The sequence below is a fragment of the Sphaerisporangium fuscum genome, assembly GCF_018531465.1.
Classification (GTDB): Bacteria; Actinomycetota; Actinomycetes; order Streptosporangiales; family Streptosporangiaceae; genus Sphaerisporangium; species Sphaerisporangium fuscum.
Map to the genome: position 1 here is coordinate 125,830 of NZ_JAHDTF010000024.1, position 14,765 is coordinate 140,594.

The following is a 14,765-nucleotide window of genomic DNA, read 5'->3' on the forward strand; positions in this document are numbered from 1 at the left end:
GCCGGTCCCGGTGGCGCCCGCGCCTCGCGGCCGTGACGGCCGCGGTCTCGCTCGCCGCCCTCTCCGCCGCCTGCGGCACCTCCTCCGCCGCCGAGGACCGTCCCGCGTCCTCCGGCGGCACGGGCGCCGTGCTCAAACTCCAGGACCCGGGCAACGCGGGCCCCCTCGCCTACGCCAAACGGGAGGGCATCCTGGAGAAGCGGCTCAAGGCCGTCGGCGCGTCCGTCGAGTGGGGCGGCTCCTACGCCTCCTTCACCGCCACCGTCGACGCCGTGCACTCCGGCTCGGTCAACGTCCTCGCCGGGGCGGTCTCACCGGCCGTCGGCTACCTCGCCAACAGCCACGACATCAAGATCTTCTCGGTCACCGACCCGGTCACCGACCCGGCCGCGCCGCAGACCGACGGCCTCGTCGTCCGGCCCGACAGCCCGATCAGGTCCGTCAAGGACCTGGTGGGCAAGCAGGTGGCCGTGAACAAGGGCGGCAAGGGCGAATACCTCCTGCTGCTCGCCCTGGAGAAGGCGGGCATCCCCGTCGACCAGGTCAGACGCGTCTACCTCAACCCCGACCAGGGCGCCTCGGCGTTCGCCACCGGCAAGGTGGACGCCTGGTGGGCGATCGTGCGGGCCTACCCCGAGGCGGTCGCCAGGGGCGCGCGCGTCCTGGTGCACGGCCGCGACCTGGACGACAAGGACCTGACCATCCTCGCGGCACGCGACGAACTGCTCCAACGGCACCCCGAGGCGGTACGCGTGTACCTGCAGGTCCTGCAGGAGCTGACCGAGGAGGCGAAGAAGAACCCGGAGAAGTTCGAGAACGTCTTCCTCAAGCAGGGCCCGACGGCGGTGACCGGCCCGCGCCTCGACTTCGACATCGCCACGGCGCGGTACGCCAACGTCCCCCGCTACGCCGAGCAGCGCGACGCCGCCGACATCCGCCAGGTGGCCGGCCTGTTCCGCAAGTACGGGGTGGTGTCCAGGGACGTCGAACCCGCCGACGTCCTGTTCGATCTCAGGCCGGCGGCCGGCGCGGCCTCGCCCGCCGCGTCCGGGTGACCGCCATGACGGCAGAGAGACTCGCCCCCGCCTCCACCACCCTCGCCTCCGGCGCGCCCGCTCTCCCGGATCCGCGGGCCGCGGAGGCGGGACCCACCGGACTGGAGGCGCCGCGACACATCGGGAGCGTCCGCCGCCGCCCCGCGCTGTCGGTCGCCGTGCGGATCGCCGTGCCGCTGCTCCTGCTCGCCGGCTGGTGGTACGGCACGGGCAGCGGCCGCGTCCCGCCCGACGTGCTCGCCACGCCGCCCTCGGTCCTCGGCGCCCTGCGCGAACTGGTCGCCACCGGGCAGTTCACCGAGTACCTGCTCGCCTCGGGCCGGCGCGCGGGGCTCGGGGTGCTCGCCGGCGGCGGCATCGGCCTGCTGCTGGGCGTCGCCGCCGGACTGTCGGCGCTGGGGGAGGAACTGGTCGACCCGACGATGCAGATGCTGCGCGCCGTGCCGTTCCTGGCGCTGGTCCCGCTGTTCATCTCGTGGTTCGGCGTCGGCGAGACCTTCAAGGTCGTGCTGATCGCGGTGTCGGCGGCCGTCCCCATGTACGCCTACACCTATCTGGGGGTCAGGAACGTCGACCGCAAGGTGGTGGAGGCGGCGCGCGGGTTCGGGCTGCGCGGCCACCGGCTGGCGCTGGGCGTCGTCATCCCGAGCGCGCTGCCCAACATCCTCATGGCGCTGCGCATCTGCCTGTCGGTCTCGCTCACCGGCCTGATCGCCGCCGAGCAGATCGGCGCCACCGAGGGCATCGGCTACCTGGTCACCCTGGCCCAGCAGTACTTCCGCATCGACTACATGGTGCTGTGCATCCTCGTCTACGCGGCGCTCGGGCTCGTCTTCGACGCGGCCATCCGGGTGCTGGAACGGCTCGCCATGCCGTGGCGCGGGCACGTGGTGGCGCGATGACGGCCACCACCACCGACGTCGCCGTGCGGGTGGGCGGGCTGCGCAAGGCCTTCGGGACCAAGACCGTCCTGGACGGGATCGACCTGTCGATCCGCAGAGGGGAGTTCTTCGCGCTCCTCGGCCCGAGCGGCACCGGCAAGACCACCCTGCTCCGCATCCTCGCCGGTCTGGAACGGCCCGACGCCGGCACCGTGCTGGCGGCCCGGCGGCGGACGACCGTCTACCAGGAACCCCGGCTGATCCCGGCGCGCAGAGTGCTCGCCAACGTCACCCTGGGCCTGCCCGCCACCGCCCGCGAGGCCGGACGGCGCGCCCTGGCCGAGGTGGGCCTGGACGGCTACGGCCGGGCCTGGCCGGCGACGCTGTCCGGAGGCGAGGCGCAGCGCGTCGCCCTGGCCCGGGCACTGGTCCGGGATCCGGAGATCCTCCTGCTGGACGAGCCCTTCGCCGCCCTGGACGCCCTGACCCGGCTGCAGATGCAGGAACTGGTCGCCGAGCTGTGCGCCCGTCACCGCCCGGCGGTCGTCCTGGTCACCCACGACGTGGACGAGGCCGTCCGCCTCGCCGACCGCGTGGTGGTGCTGCGCGAGGGCCGGCTGGCCGTCGACCAGGTGATCGACCTGCCGCATCCCCGCGACCGCGACGGCCCGGAGTTCGCCGCCCACCGCCGTCTCCTCCTCCGGCACCTCGGTGTCGTCACCTCCGCCCACTAGGAGCCACATGTCGACCGTCGACAAGATCTGGTACACCCGCTGCCCCGTGCCCACCGCCAGCGGCCTCGCCCACAACCAGGGATGGCTGGCCGAGGAGTTCCGGGCCGCCGGCCTGGACGTCGGCATCCTGCAGGACGCCGGCCCGGAACTGGCCGACCACCACTTCGACCACCGGCTGCTCGGCCTGTTCCGCGAGGGCGGCAACGTCCCGGCCCTCGCCGCCCGCTCGGCCGGCGCGCCGACCCGGCTGATCGGACTGACCTGGATCGAGGAATGGCAGTCCATCCTGGTCCGCGCCGGCTCCGGCATCACCGGCCCGGCGGACCTCGCCGGCGCCAGGGTGGCGCTGCCCGCGTGGGCCGCGACCCGCGCCAAGAGCTTCCCCCGCGCCATGGCCCTGCACGGCGTCAAGGGCGCCCTCTCCCAGGGCGGGCTCACCCTGGACGACGTCACGTTCGTCGAGGTGGCCGCCCAGGTGAACCCCTCGGTCGGCCGTGAGGCGGGCGGCCGGGCGTTCTCCTGGCCCGGAATCGCCGAACTGGCCCGCGGCGAGGTCGACGCGGTCTACGCCAAGGGCGCCCGCGCCGCCGAGCAGGCCGCCGAGATCGGCGCGGTGGTCGCCGTCGACCTCGACGCGCACCCCGACCCGCGTACCCGGGTGAACAACGGCACCCCGCGGCCGATCACCGTGCACGAGCGGCTTCTCGCCGAACGCCCCGACCTGGTCGTGGGGTTCCTGGTCCAGACGCTGCGCGCGGCCGACTGGGCCCGCGGCGACCTCGCCCGGGTCCGCGAGATCCTGGCCGGGGAGACGAGGTCGGGCGCGGACGCCGTGGTGACGGCCTACCGGGGCGACTTCCACCGGTCGCTGCATCCCGACCTGTCGCCGGAACGGCTGGAGCTGCTGCGCCTCCAGAAGGACTTCCTGCTCGTGCACGGCTTCCTCGACGCGGACGTCGACCTGGCCGCCTGGGCCGCCCCCGAGCCGCTGGAGCTGGCCCGCGAGCGGCTCGCCGCCCCGCGCGAGGCGGTGGCCTGATGGCGGACCCGCGACACCTCACCGAGCCGGACCCGGCGCGCCTGACCCCGCCGGACCGGCCCGACTTCCTGGTCACCGTGCCGACCCGCGGGGACGGGCGCGACCCGCTCCGCCGGGACCGGGGCGACTGGCAGCTCGCCGCGCGGCGCCCGCTGCCGCCGTTCGTCACCGACCTGCGGCCCGGCGCCTTCGGCCCGTTCGACCACCTCGCGCAGATCGGCCGCGCCGCGGAGATCGCCACGGTCGGCGGCGCGCTGGTGCCGTACGACCCGGCGGGCGAGGAGGCGCTCGTCGTGGCCGCCCAGCTGCTGCGCGACAGCCGCCACCTGCGTGTCGTGGCCGGCTTCCATCCGCTGGTCGCGACCCCCGTCTACGCCGCCAAGTTCTCGGCGTCGCTGCAGCGGTTCACCGGCGACCGGCTCGGGTGGCAGGTCGAGGTCGACCTGGAGCCCGCCCTCGCGCGCGCCCAGGGCGACTTCCTGGAGGGGCCGGATCGTTATGTCCGGGCCGACGAGTTCCTGACCGTGGCCAAAGGCGTGTGGCACGAGGAGGGCTACACCTACGAGGGGCGCTTCTACCAGGTGCTCGCCGGCGGCTTCCAGGCGCCCAACACCGGCCTGCCGTTCCCGCGCGTGTACCTGAGGGGCACCTCGCCGGAGGCGTTCGCGCTCTCGGCGCGGCACGCCGACGTGCACCTGTTCACCCCGGAGGACGACATCGACGCCGGCGTCGCCCACCTGTCGGCGCTGGCCGCGGGGGAGGGGCGGCGGGTCGCCCACGGGCTGCGGCTGCCGGTGCTGGCTCGCGACGACGACGACGAGGCGTGGGACGAGGCGCGCCGGCTGTGGACCCTCGCCGGCGGGGACGCCGCCGGCCTGCCGGACCCCGACCCGCGCACGGGGCTGTGGCCGGGCTTCGGCCGGATCACCGCCGCGTCACCGGGGTCCGGCGGGACGCTCGGGCTGGTCGGCTCGTACGAGACGGTCGCCGCCGGCGTCCGCGGCCACCTGGAACGGGGCGTCACGACGTTCGTCCTGGACGCCAGGCCCGCCATCGAGGAGACCTACCGGCTGGGCGAGCGGCTGCTGCCGCTGCTGGCGAAGGAGGACGAGCATGTCCGTTGACATCTACTGGAGGATCGGCACCCACGGCGACCAGCAGTCGCTGCGCCGCAGGGCGGCCAGCCGGGGGGAGTGGGCGCCGGTCGTGCCGGGCAGCCTCGCCCCGGGGGTGCGCGACGGCCGCCGTGACGGGTACTCCTACCTGGAGCACATGGCCGACGTCGCCCGAGCCTCGGAGATCTCGGGGTTCGCCGGCGGGCTGCTGCCGTCGTTCCCCTTCACCGACGACCCGTGGGCCGCGGCCGCCGCCCTGGCCCGGGAGACGACGACCTACCGGTTCATGATCGCCTACCAGCCGGGGTTCCTGCACCCGGTGCAGGCGGCGCGCATGTCGGCGACGCTGCAGCGCGCGACCGGCGGGCGGGTCGTCTACAACATCATCTCCGGCGGCGGCGGGCCCGCCCAGCTGTGGTGGGGCGACCGCGTCGACCACGACGACCGCTACGCCCGCACCTCCGAGTTCCTCGACGTGCTCAAGGGGGTGTGGCAGGGCGGGCCGTTCAGCTACGAGGGGCGGTTCTACCGCGTCGAGGGGGCCGGCCTGCCCGAGCCGCTCGCCCGGCAGCCGTTCCCGGAGATCTACTTCTCCGGCTCCTCCAAGGCCGCCATCGAGGCCGCCGGGCGGCACGCCGACTACTACCTGTCGTGGCTGGAGCCCTTCCCGGAGCTGGCCGCCAAGTTCGCCCAGGTGCGCGAGCACAGCTCGGGCCTCGGCCGGGCGCCGAAGTTCGCCGTGCGCGTCGACGTGCTGGCCCGCGACACCGAGGAGGCCGCCTGGGACGAGATCCGGCGCGGCTGGGCGCACGTCGACCCCTCGGCCCTGCGCAGCGCCGACGGCGACTCCGTCGGATGGCTGCGCAGCCAGTCGTTCGTGTCCTGGCCCGTGCGTCACCACCGGGAGCTGGAGGTGTCGCCCAACGTCTGGGGCGGCTTCCACCTGCTGCGCGGCGGCCCGGCGTTCGGCCTGGTCGGCAGCTACCGGCAGGTCGCCGAACGGCTGGACGAGCTGATCGGCCTCGGCGTCGACGCCTTCATCCTCGCCGGCGTCCCGCACCTGGAGGAGGCGTACCGCGTCGGGGAGGAGGTGCTCCCGCTGCTGCGCGGTCACGACCTCCGCACGCGTTCCCCGCTGTCCCCCACCACCTCGCTCTCCGCCTCGAAGGGATCCATCTGATGAGCGTCCGCGTCGGCTTCTTCCCCAGCAACAACTCCCTCTGGGTGCTGCGCCACCGCGGCATCCTCGAACGTTCCATCCCCGACGTCGAGTGGGTCGACCTGCGCGACCTCCCCGCCGGGGACCGTCCCGCCCCGACCGAGGGGCTGCCCTCGGTCCATGGCGACCACCTGTTCGACGGCGGGTACGACTTCATCGGCACCGGCTCCACCCCGCCCGTCACCGCCCAGGGCAAGGGGCACGACATCGTGTACGTCGCGATCTCCGGGCCCCGGCACGAGAACGGACGGCTCGTCGTGCACGAGGACTCGCCCATCACCTCCCTCGCCGACCTGGCCGGCAGGCGGGTCGCGCTCGGGCACGGGTCGTGGCAGACCACGCTGCTGCTGTTCGCCCTCGACCGGGCCGGGCTGACCTGGAAGGACATCGAGCCGGTCGACGCCTACGACAACGCCGCCCAGCTGTTCCTCGACCGCCAGGTGGACGCGTGGGTCGGGTCCTACCCGGCGCTCACCCGGGTGGAGCGCGAGGCGCCCATCAGGGAGCTCGTGGAGACCGAGGGCCTGTTCAGCCACCGCTCCCTGTGGTTCACCCGCCGCGACTTCGCCGAGGAACACCCCGAACAGCTCGCCGCCATCGTCGCCGCCCTGCAGGAGTCCGACGCCCGCATCCAGGACGACTACCGGGCCGCGGCCGAGCTGTTCGCCGCCGACGACGGGGGAGACGTGGACGCCTGGGAGCACGCCCTGCGCACGCGGCCGTTCGGCCTGCACCCGGTCACCGAGGACTTCGTCGCCGAGCAGCAGCGCGCGGCCGACCTGTTCCACGCCAGCGGGCTGATCGACCGGAAGATCACCGTCTCCGAGGCCGTCCTCCCGGAGATCGCCCGCCTCGTCGAGTCCACCCGCCCCCGCGGCTGACGACGGGAAGGAGGCGCCGGGCCGGCGCCTCCTTCCCCGGGCTCAGCGGTCAGGGCTTGGGGAGCCGGGGGATGCCGGCGATCAGTTTGCGGGTGTAGGGGTGGGTGGGGGAGCCGAGGACGGCCCGGGTGTCGCCCTGTTCGACGACGCGGCCCCGTTCGAGGACGGCGGTGTGTTCGCACAGCGTCGCCACCACGGCGAGGTCGTGGGACACCATCACCACCGTCAGGCCGCGCGTCTCGCGCAGCTCGGCGAGCAGGTCCACGATCCGTACCCTCGTCGAGACGTCCAGCGCGCTGACCGGCTCGTCGGCGAGCAGCACGCGCGGCTCGCAGACGATGGCCCGCGCGATGGCGACGCGCTGACGCTGGCCTCCGGAGAACTCGTGCGGGTAGCGGCCGGCGGCGTCCGGGGGAAGCCCGACGGCCTCCAGCGCCGCCGCCACCTGCCGGTCCACCCCTTCCCGCCGGGGGGCGAGTCCCAGGGAGCGCAGCGGTTCGGCCACGATGGCGCCGACCCGCCGGCGGGGGTCGAGCGAGGAGTACGGATCCTGGAAGACGGGCTGCACGCTGCGCCGGAACCCGCGCATCATCGCCCGGTCGCGCGGCGACAGCTCCTCACCGTCGAACAGGACGCTTCCCGTCGTCGGCCGGGACAGGCCGAGCAGGAGGCGCAGCAGCGTCGTCTTGCCCGCGCCGGACTCGCCGACCAGCGCCACTCCCCGCCCGGCCGTGACACGGACGTCGACGCCGGTGAGCACCGGAGCGGAACGGCGGTAGGCGAAACCGGCCTCACGCGCCTCCAGGATCGGCGGCTCGCCGAGGTCGTGGGTCATCGCCGGCTCCAATCGAGTGCCTCGTCGAGCCGCCGGGCGCTGTCGACGAGGTCGCGGGTGTACGGGTGGCGTGGCGCGCCGACGATGTCGAGGACGGCCCCCGACTCCACGGCGGCCCCGTCCTTCAGGACGACGACGTGGTCGGTGACGCGCGACACCACGGCGAGGTCGTGGCTGATGAAGAGCAACGCCATGCCCCGCGCGGACACCAGGCCGTCCAGCAGGGCGAGCACCTCCGCCTGGACGGTCACGTCGAGCGCCGTCGTCGGTTCGTCGGCGATCAGCAGGGCCGGCTCGCAGGCCAGGGCCATCGCGATCGCCACCCGCTGGCGCTGCCCGCCCGAGATCTCGTGCGGGTACGCCCGGGCGACGCGCCGCGGGTCGGCGATCCGCACCTCCGAGAGCGCCGCCGTGACGGCCTCGCGCAGCGCCGCGCCCCGCAGCCCGCGGACGCGGCGGAGGGGTTCGGCGAGCTGCCGGCCGATCCGCATCAGCGGGTCCAGTGCGGTCAGGGGCTCCTGGAAGACGACGGTCGCCACCCGCCCGCGCAGGCCGTTGAGCCGGCGTTCCGGCGCGCCGATCACCTCGGTCCGCCCGGACTCCGGGGTCTCCAGCGTGACGCTTCCCGACGCCGTCATGCCGGCCGGGAGCAGCCCCATGACGGCCAGCGAGGTGAGGGACTTGCCCGACCCGGACTCGCCGATGAGCCCGAGCCGCGCGCCCCGCGCGAGCGAGAACGACAGGTCCGAGACGAGCGTCCGCCCGTCGGCCGACCTCACGGTCAGCCCGTCGACGGTGAGCACGTTCATCGCGTCCTCCTGCGCCTGGTGGGGTCGGCCACGTCCCGCAGGCCGTCGGCGACGAGGTTCACCCCGACGACCAGCGCCACCAGGAGCACGCCCGGGGCGATCGCGCCGGCCGGCGCGGTGAGCACGGTCGCCTGGGCCTCCTGCAGCATCCGCCCCCAGGAGGCGTTCGGCGGGGGCGCGCCGAGCCCGAGGTAGGACAGGCTCGCCTCGGCGAGCACGGCGAGTCCCAGCTGCAGGGCCAGGTTGACCAGCAGGGTCGGCCAGATGTTGGGCAGGACGTGGTGGAGCACCACCCGCGGCCAGGAGGTGCCGGACGTGCGGGCGGCGGTGATGTAGTCCTGGGCCAGCACCCGTTTGACCAGCACCCGGGTCAGCCGTGCCACGATCGCCGACATGGCGAGCCCGATCGCCAGCACCGCCGAACCGAGGGAGGCCTCGCGCGCCGCCACCACCAGCATGGCGAGCAGCAGCGTCGGGAACGCGATGAGGATGTCGAGCAGGGCGGCGATGGTGTCGTCCAGCCACCGGTCGGCGAAGCCCGCGAGCAGGCCGGCGGTGACGCCGAGCAGGCCGCCGAGCGCCACCGAGCCGGCGCCGGCCGCCAGCGCGACCCGCGCGCCGATCATCAGCTGGGTGAGCAGGTCCCGGCCCAGCTTGTCGGTGCCGAGCAGGTGGGGCGGGCCTGGCGGAGCGAGCCGGCCGCCGGAGGTGTCCTCGGGGGAGAACGGCAGCCAGACCAGCGAGACGAGCGCGACCGCGACGATCAGCCCGGTGAGCACGCAGCCGGCCACCAGCGTCACCGAACGGCGGCTCATCGGTCCCTCCGGGAGACGGCGCCGCGCAGGCGCGGGTCGACGAGGCGCTGGGCGAGGTCGGCGACGAAGCCGATCACCAGCACGGCGAAGGTGCTGACGAACAGCACCCCCTGCACCACCGGGTAGTCGTGCTGGGCGATCGCCTTGGCGAGCATGCTGCCCAGCCCGGGCAGCGCGAACACGTTCTCCACGACGACGGCCCCGAGGAAGGTGGTGGCCAGCTCGATCCCGAGGACCGAGATGACGGGCACGGCCGCGTTGCGCAGCCCGTGGCGCCACATCGCCATGGCGAAGGAGGAGCCGAGCGCCCGGAAGGTACGCAGATGGTCGCTGTCGAGCACGTCCACGGCGGCCGAGCGCACGTACCGGGTGAGCGAGGCCGACATGACCAGGGCGACGGTCACGACGGGCAGGGCGAGGGAGGTCAGCGCGTCCGCCGGATGCGCCCAGTCGTCCTGCGGGAAGCCCCCGGCGGGCAGGACCCGCAGGTACAACGCGAACGCCGTGACCAGCAGCATGCCCACCCAGAACACCGGGACCGCGAGGCCGAGCTGGGACGCGCCGTTGAGCAGCGCGCCGTACCAGCGGTCCGCGCGCCGGGCCGCCAGGTAGCCGACCGGCACCGCGACGACGACGGCCAGCAGGAACGCCAGCAGCGTCAGCGGCACGGTCACCACGAGGCGAGAGGCGATCTCGGGGCCCACCGGCAGGGTGCTGACGAACGACGTCCCGAGGTCGAGGGTCGCCAGTTGCCCGAGCCAGGTGGCGAACTGCTCGGGCAACGGCCGATCGGTCCCGATCTGGTGCCGCGCGGCGGCGATCTGCTCCGGCGTGGCCCCCACCGACAGGAGGGAGTTGGCCGGGTCGCCCGGTAGCAGGCGCAGCAGCAGGAACAGCACGACGCTCGCGAGGATCAGCGAGACGATCAGGAAGGCGGCCCGGCGTAGCAGGTAGAGGGTCAATCAGGCCTTCTTGATGGCGTAGGCGTAGAACTGCGAGTTCAGGCCGTTCACCGGGTAGCCGGACAGCTTGGTGGAGGCCACGACGATCTGCGGGTAGAGGTAGAGCCAGTCGCTGGCGGCGTCCGCGGCGATCTGCCGGTTGATCTGCTTGAGCAGGTCCGTCTGCCGCTGGGCGGTGTCCGCCTGCTCGGCCTGCTGCACCCAGGTGGTGACCTGCGGGTTGTCGTACCCCCAGTAGAAGTCGGGGTTGCCGTACCAGACGACGTCGCGGTCGTTGACGTGCTCCTGCAGAGTGGCGGCGAAGTCGCGGTTCTTGTAGACCTTGGTGTACCACTCGTCGGCCGTGATGACGTTGATCTTGACGGTGATGCCGACCTTCGCCAGCTCCGACTTGATGAACGTCGCCGCGGTGGGGTGCGGGTCGTAGTTCGGCGTGTCCAGCGTGAAGGCGAACCCGTTCGCGTACCCCGCCTGCGTGAGCTCCTGCTTGGCGAGGTTCGGGTCGTACGGGTTGACCTTGGTCAGGTCCTCGTACCAGGGGTCGGTGGGCGGCACCATGGAGCCGATCAGCGTGCCGTACTCGCCCCAGATGGAGTTGAGCAGCTTCTTGTTGTCGATGGCCGAGGTGACGGCCTTGCGGACCAGCGGCTTGTCGAACGGCGCCTTGCGGTCGTTGAACGCCAGCAGGAGCTTGGTCGTGGAATGCCCGTTGTTCACCTTGTAGCCGGGGTTGCCGCTGAACTGCGCCAGGGCGTCGGGGCTCTGCTCGCTGGTCACGACGTCGACGGCGTTGGTGAGCAGGGCGTTGTTGAGGGCGGAGGCGTCGGTGAAGTAGTGGAAGACCACCTGCTTGTTGGTGGCCTGCGTGCCCCAGTACCCCGGGAACCGGTCGAGGGTCAGCGCGGAGCCGCGCTTCCAGGCGCCGAGCTTGTAGGGGCCGGTGCCGTCCTCGGTGGTCGTCAGGTTCTTCGCCGTGTCGTTGATGATCCAGACGTAGCTGAGGTTGTAGACGAACGAGATCGACCTGCTGGACAGCGTGACGGTGACCGTGTGCTCGTCCGGCGTGGCGATCTTCTTGATGACGTCGAAGGAGCTCTTGCGGGCCGACTGGGAGCCGTCCGCGGTGACCTTCTCGATGCTGTACTTCACGTCGGCCGAGGTGAGGGGCTCGCCCGAGTGGAACTTCACGCCGTCGCGCAGGGTGAAGGTGTAGGTCAGGCCGTCGGGGCCGACCTTGTAGTCCTTCGCCAGGAGGTTCTCGACCTTGCCGTCGTCGGTGAGCCTGAACAGGCCTTCGTAGACGTTGCCGTTGAACGCCTCGGTCACCCCCTGCCCGCCGCCCGCGGTGTTGTCGAGGTTCTGCGGTTCGTACAGCGATCCGATGGCGATGGTCGCGTCCGGGTCGGACGAGCCGGCCGGGGCGCCGCTCTTCGTCTCCGTCCCGCCCCCGCCCCCGCCGCACGCGGTGAGGGTGAGCGCGAGTGCGATGGCGGCGCCGAGCAGCGTCGTCTTCCTGTTCACGTGATTCTCCTGGTCGGTGACTTCGCCGGTTAGCCTATCCGAATAGTAGGTTTTGTCGCTTTTGGGGGGCTGTGTGATCGCCAGGAGACCTAAGGATCATGAGAGGCGGCAGCCTGCCACTGTAGATAGCTCCATCTAGAGAGCCGATTACTGGGTGAATATCCATGGTCGGCGCGGGCGTGTGGTGGTTGGCTGGCCGTCATGAAAACGATGCCTTCGGAGGGTCGCGTGCCGGTACCGGCGCGCGAGGGAAGGGCGGTCACCGTGGCCGCCGGTCATCAGGTCCGTGTGGTCGATCTTCACGGCGGCCAGGTGGGCGATCTGTTCGCCTTCGCCGCCGGCGACGTGAAGGAGCGTCTCAGCGCCTCGCACACGCGCAGTCACACCAGCAGCCTGTTCCCCGCCGTGGGCGAGTCGTTCGTCACCAACCGCCGCCGTCCGATCCTCACCCTGGTGTCCGACACCTCCCCGGGCCGGCACGACATGCTGATCGCCGCCTGCGACCCGGCGCGGTACGCGGCGCTGGGGGAGGCGCAGGGCCATGCCTCGTGCGCGGAGAACCTCGACCGCTGCCTCGCCGAACTCGGCCTGACGATCGACGACACGCCCCAGCCGGTCAACGTGTTCATGCGGATCCCCGTGGACGGATCAGGGCGGCTGAGCTGGCTGGCCGCGACCAGCCGGCCGGGCGACGCGATCACCTTCCAGGCCGAAATGGACTGCGTGGTCGTGGTCTCGGCGTGCCCGCAGGACGTGGTCGGCATCAATGGCGGCCGTCCGACGGATCTGGCGATCGACCTCATCACCCCTCACGACAAGGAATGGATCGCGCGATGAACACCGCCACGAACACCCACCCCGCGCTGGCCGCGACCCGGATCGGCGACCTGCGTCTGGCCAACCGGCTCGCCGTCTCTCCCATGACCAGGGTGTCGGCGTCCCCGGACGGCGTGCCGACCACCGAGATGGCCGACTACTACGGCGAGTTCGCCCGGGGCGGCTTCGGCCTGGTCATCACCGAGGGCACCTACACCGACACCCGCTACAGCCAGGGGTACTTCAACCAGCCGGGGATCGTCACCGGCCGGCACGTGGCCGCCTGGCGGGAGGTCACCGGACGGGTGCACGCGCAGGGCGTGCCCATCGTGCTGCAACTGATGCACGCCGGCGCCCTGTCCCAGGGCAGCCACTACGGGACCGCCACGGCCGGCCCGTCCGCCGTGCCGCCACTGGGGCGGATGCTGCCCGAGTACGGCGGAAGCGGCTCGTGGCCGACGCCCCGGGAGATGAGTGTGGCGGACATCGAGGAGGCGATCCACGGCTTCGCCGCCTCCGCCGTGAACGCGGCCGAGGCCGGCTTCGACGGCGTCGAAGTGCACGGCGCCAACGGTTACCTGCTGGACCAGTTCCTCACCGCCTACACCAACCGGCGCGACGACTCCTACGGCGGCCCCGTCGCCAACCGGGTCCGCCTGGCCGCCGAGGTGGTCGCCGCGATCCGCGCGGCCGTCGGCCCGGACTTCTGCGTGGGAGTCCGCCTGTCGCAGACCAAGGTGAACGACTTCACCCACCGCTGGGCGGGGGCCCACGAGGCGCAGGCCATCTTCGCCGCCCTGGCCGACGCGGGCGCCACCTACCTCCACGTCGCCAGCGAGGGCCGGAACTGGGTGGAGACCGCTCGCCTGGACGGAGGCAGCACGATCACCGGGCTCGCCCGCAAGGTGAGCGGCCTGCCCGTGATCGCCAACGGCGGCATGCACGACGCGGAGCAGGCGGCGCAGGTGCTGGAGGACGGCCACGCCGACCTGCTGGCGATCGGCCGCTGGGCGCTCGCCAACCCCGACCTGCCGCGCCGGCTCGCGGCCGGGGCGGAGCTGGAGAAGTTCGATCCTGGCATGCTGGAGCCCATGGCGACGCTGGCGAACTCCGCCGAATGGCGCAAGACTCGCCGAGCCGGGAGTTGAGAGTCGTGATGGCAGGACGAGATGACCGATAGCTGGCACGGCGGCGCCGCCGCCGTCGCGACGTTGACGTTCGACGTGGACGCGGAGACGCCGATCCTCGCTCAGGGCCGCGAATACGCGCGGCACGCCACCACCATGTCGCACCAGGCCTACGGGCCCGACGTCGGACTGCCGCGCATCCTGACGCTGCTGGACGAGCTCGGCGTCGTCGCGACGTTCTTCGTGCCGGGCTGGGTCGCCGAGCACCGGCCCGGCCTCGCGGCCTCGATCGTGGAGCGGGGGCACGAGGTGGCGCACCATTCCTACAGCCACCGGCCCCCCACCTCGATGACGCCCGAGGAGGAGCGGGCCGACTTCGAGCGGGCGATGGAGGTGTTCGCCGACCAGGACATCGAGATCGCCGGGCACCGCGCGGCGCTGTGGGAGTCGACCTGGCGGACGGCCGAGCTCGTCGCGGAGCACGGCCTGCGCTACGACTCCTCTCTCATGGGCGACGACCGGCCGTACCGGATCCCCACCGCCGCCGGTGAGATCACCGAACTGCCCGTGCACTGGTCGCTGGACGACTGGGAGCAGTACGCCTACCTGCCCGCGCCGCACATCGGCTCGGTGATCGAGTCGCCGGCGAAGGCGCTGGAACTGTGGCGGGCGGAGCTGGACGGCATGCGGCGCTACCGATGCCTGTTCAACCTCTGCCTGCACCCCTTCCTGTCGGGCCGCCCGGGGCGGATCGAGGCGCTGCGCCGCCTCGTCGAGTACGCGCTGGAGCGCGGCGACGTCACCTTCGCCCGCTGCCGTGACGTCGCGATGGCGGCGGCGGGCGACCCGGCCACGCCGGTCCGTCCGCAACGGGAGCCCGAGGCCGATCCGCTGACGTACCCGGTGTGAGTGCGCTCTCAGCGGCCCGCCGCCGGTCTCCGGTGGCGGGCCGCTGA

The 14,765-nt window shown here is 72.8% G+C and carries 15 protein-coding genes; 10 read left to right on the forward strand and 5 right to left on the reverse strand.

All coding sequences use genetic code 11. The features are described from left to right. The first annotated feature begins 32 nt into the window (after nucleotides 1–32). Genes KIK05_RS29315 through KIK05_RS29345 form a run of 7 tightly spaced genes read left to right on the forward strand, consistent with a single transcriptional unit; the run spans nucleotide 33 to nucleotide 6,924 of the window. Entirely contained in the window at nucleotides 33–1,055 is a 1,023-nt protein-coding gene (locus KIK05_RS29315) for an ABC transporter substrate-binding protein (RefSeq protein WP_308250169.1), read from the forward strand. A gap of 5 nt (nucleotides 1,056–1,060) precedes the next feature. After that, a complete protein-coding gene (locus tag KIK05_RS29320; protein ID WP_250563640.1) occupies nucleotides 1,061–1,957 on the forward strand; it encodes an ABC transporter permease in 897 nt (298 codons plus the stop codon). After that, on the forward strand, nucleotides 1,954–2,670 hold the full coding sequence (locus KIK05_RS29325; protein WP_214414097.1) for an ABC transporter ATP-binding protein: 717 nt from the start codon (nucleotides 1,954–1,956) through the stop codon (nucleotides 2,668–2,670). Before KIK05_RS29320 ends, KIK05_RS29325 begins: the two co-directional genes overlap by 4 nt. Nucleotides 2,671–2,677: 7 nt before the next feature. Then, complete coding sequence (locus tag KIK05_RS29330; protein WP_214414098.1) at nucleotides 2,678–3,709, forward strand: ABC transporter substrate-binding protein; 1,032 nt, start codon at nucleotides 2,678–2,680, stop codon at nucleotides 3,707–3,709. Continuing rightward, nucleotides 3,709–4,833 (forward strand): LLM class flavin-dependent oxidoreductase, encoded by a 1,125-nt coding sequence (locus tag KIK05_RS29335; protein WP_214414099.1) that lies wholly within the window; start codon nucleotides 3,709–3,711, stop codon nucleotides 4,831–4,833. Before KIK05_RS29330 ends, KIK05_RS29335 begins: the two co-directional genes overlap by 1 nt. Then, nucleotides 4,823–6,004 (forward strand): LLM class flavin-dependent oxidoreductase, encoded by a 1,182-nt coding sequence (locus tag KIK05_RS29340; RefSeq protein WP_214414100.1) that lies wholly within the window; start codon nucleotides 4,823–4,825, stop codon nucleotides 6,002–6,004. The genes KIK05_RS29335 and KIK05_RS29340 overlap by 11 nt, the downstream gene beginning before the upstream one ends. Then, the gene (locus KIK05_RS29345; RefSeq protein WP_214414101.1) at nucleotides 6,004–6,924 is read left to right on the forward strand and encodes an ABC transporter substrate-binding protein; all 921 of its coding nucleotides are present in this window, start codon (nucleotides 6,004–6,006) and stop codon (nucleotides 6,922–6,924) included. Before KIK05_RS29340 ends, KIK05_RS29345 begins: the two co-directional genes overlap by 1 nt. Before the next feature lie 49 nt (nucleotides 6,925–6,973). Here KIK05_RS29345 and KIK05_RS29350 read toward each other — a convergent pair whose 3' ends face one another. From KIK05_RS29350 to KIK05_RS29370, 5 genes are read right to left on the reverse strand one after another with little or no spacing between them, the layout of a single operon-like run. Further along, nucleotides 6,974–7,759: an ABC transporter ATP-binding protein gene (locus KIK05_RS29350; RefSeq protein WP_214414102.1), complete on the reverse strand. Its 786-nt coding sequence runs from the start codon at nucleotides 7,757–7,759 to the stop codon at nucleotides 6,974–6,976. Then, entirely contained in the window at nucleotides 7,756–8,568 is an 813-nt protein-coding gene (locus KIK05_RS29355; protein WP_250563641.1) for an ATP-binding cassette domain-containing protein, read from the reverse strand. Before KIK05_RS29355 ends, KIK05_RS29350 begins: the two co-directional genes overlap by 4 nt. Further along, nucleotides 8,565–9,383: an ABC transporter permease gene (locus KIK05_RS29360; RefSeq protein WP_214414103.1), complete on the reverse strand. Its 819-nt coding sequence runs from the start codon at nucleotides 9,381–9,383 to the stop codon at nucleotides 8,565–8,567. The genes KIK05_RS29355 and KIK05_RS29360 overlap by 4 nt, the downstream gene beginning before the upstream one ends. Beyond that, complete coding sequence (locus tag KIK05_RS29365) at nucleotides 9,380–10,345, reverse strand: ABC transporter permease (protein ID WP_214414104.1); 966 nt, start codon at nucleotides 10,343–10,345, stop codon at nucleotides 9,380–9,382. The genes KIK05_RS29360 and KIK05_RS29365 overlap by 4 nt, the downstream gene beginning before the upstream one ends. Then, nucleotides 10,346–11,866 carry an ABC transporter substrate-binding protein gene (locus KIK05_RS29370; RefSeq protein ID WP_214414105.1) on the reverse strand — a complete coding sequence of 507 codons (1,521 nt, stop codon included), beginning with the start codon at nucleotides 11,864–11,866 and terminating at the stop codon, nucleotides 10,346–10,348. 228 nt (nucleotides 11,867–12,094) lie between these two features. Between KIK05_RS29370 and KIK05_RS29375 the strand changes: the two genes are divergently transcribed. The 3 genes from KIK05_RS29375 to KIK05_RS29385 are packed head-to-tail and all read left to right on the forward strand — an operon-like array spanning nucleotide 12,095 to nucleotide 14,718. Continuing rightward, nucleotides 12,095–12,703 (forward strand): DUF1989 domain-containing protein, encoded by a 609-nt coding sequence (locus KIK05_RS29375; protein ID WP_308250170.1) that lies wholly within the window; start codon nucleotides 12,095–12,097, stop codon nucleotides 12,701–12,703. Further along, nucleotides 12,700–13,830, forward strand: a complete 1,131-nt coding sequence (locus tag KIK05_RS29380) for an oxidoreductase (RefSeq protein ID WP_214414107.1) — start codon at nucleotides 12,700–12,702, stop codon at nucleotides 13,828–13,830. Before KIK05_RS29375 ends, KIK05_RS29380 begins: the two co-directional genes overlap by 4 nt. A gap of 21 nt (nucleotides 13,831–13,851) precedes the next feature. Further along, nucleotides 13,852–14,718 (forward strand): polysaccharide deacetylase family protein, encoded by an 867-nt coding sequence (locus tag KIK05_RS29385; RefSeq protein ID WP_214414108.1) that lies wholly within the window; start codon nucleotides 13,852–13,854, stop codon nucleotides 14,716–14,718. The last annotated feature ends 47 nt before the right edge of the window (nucleotides 14,719–14,765 follow it).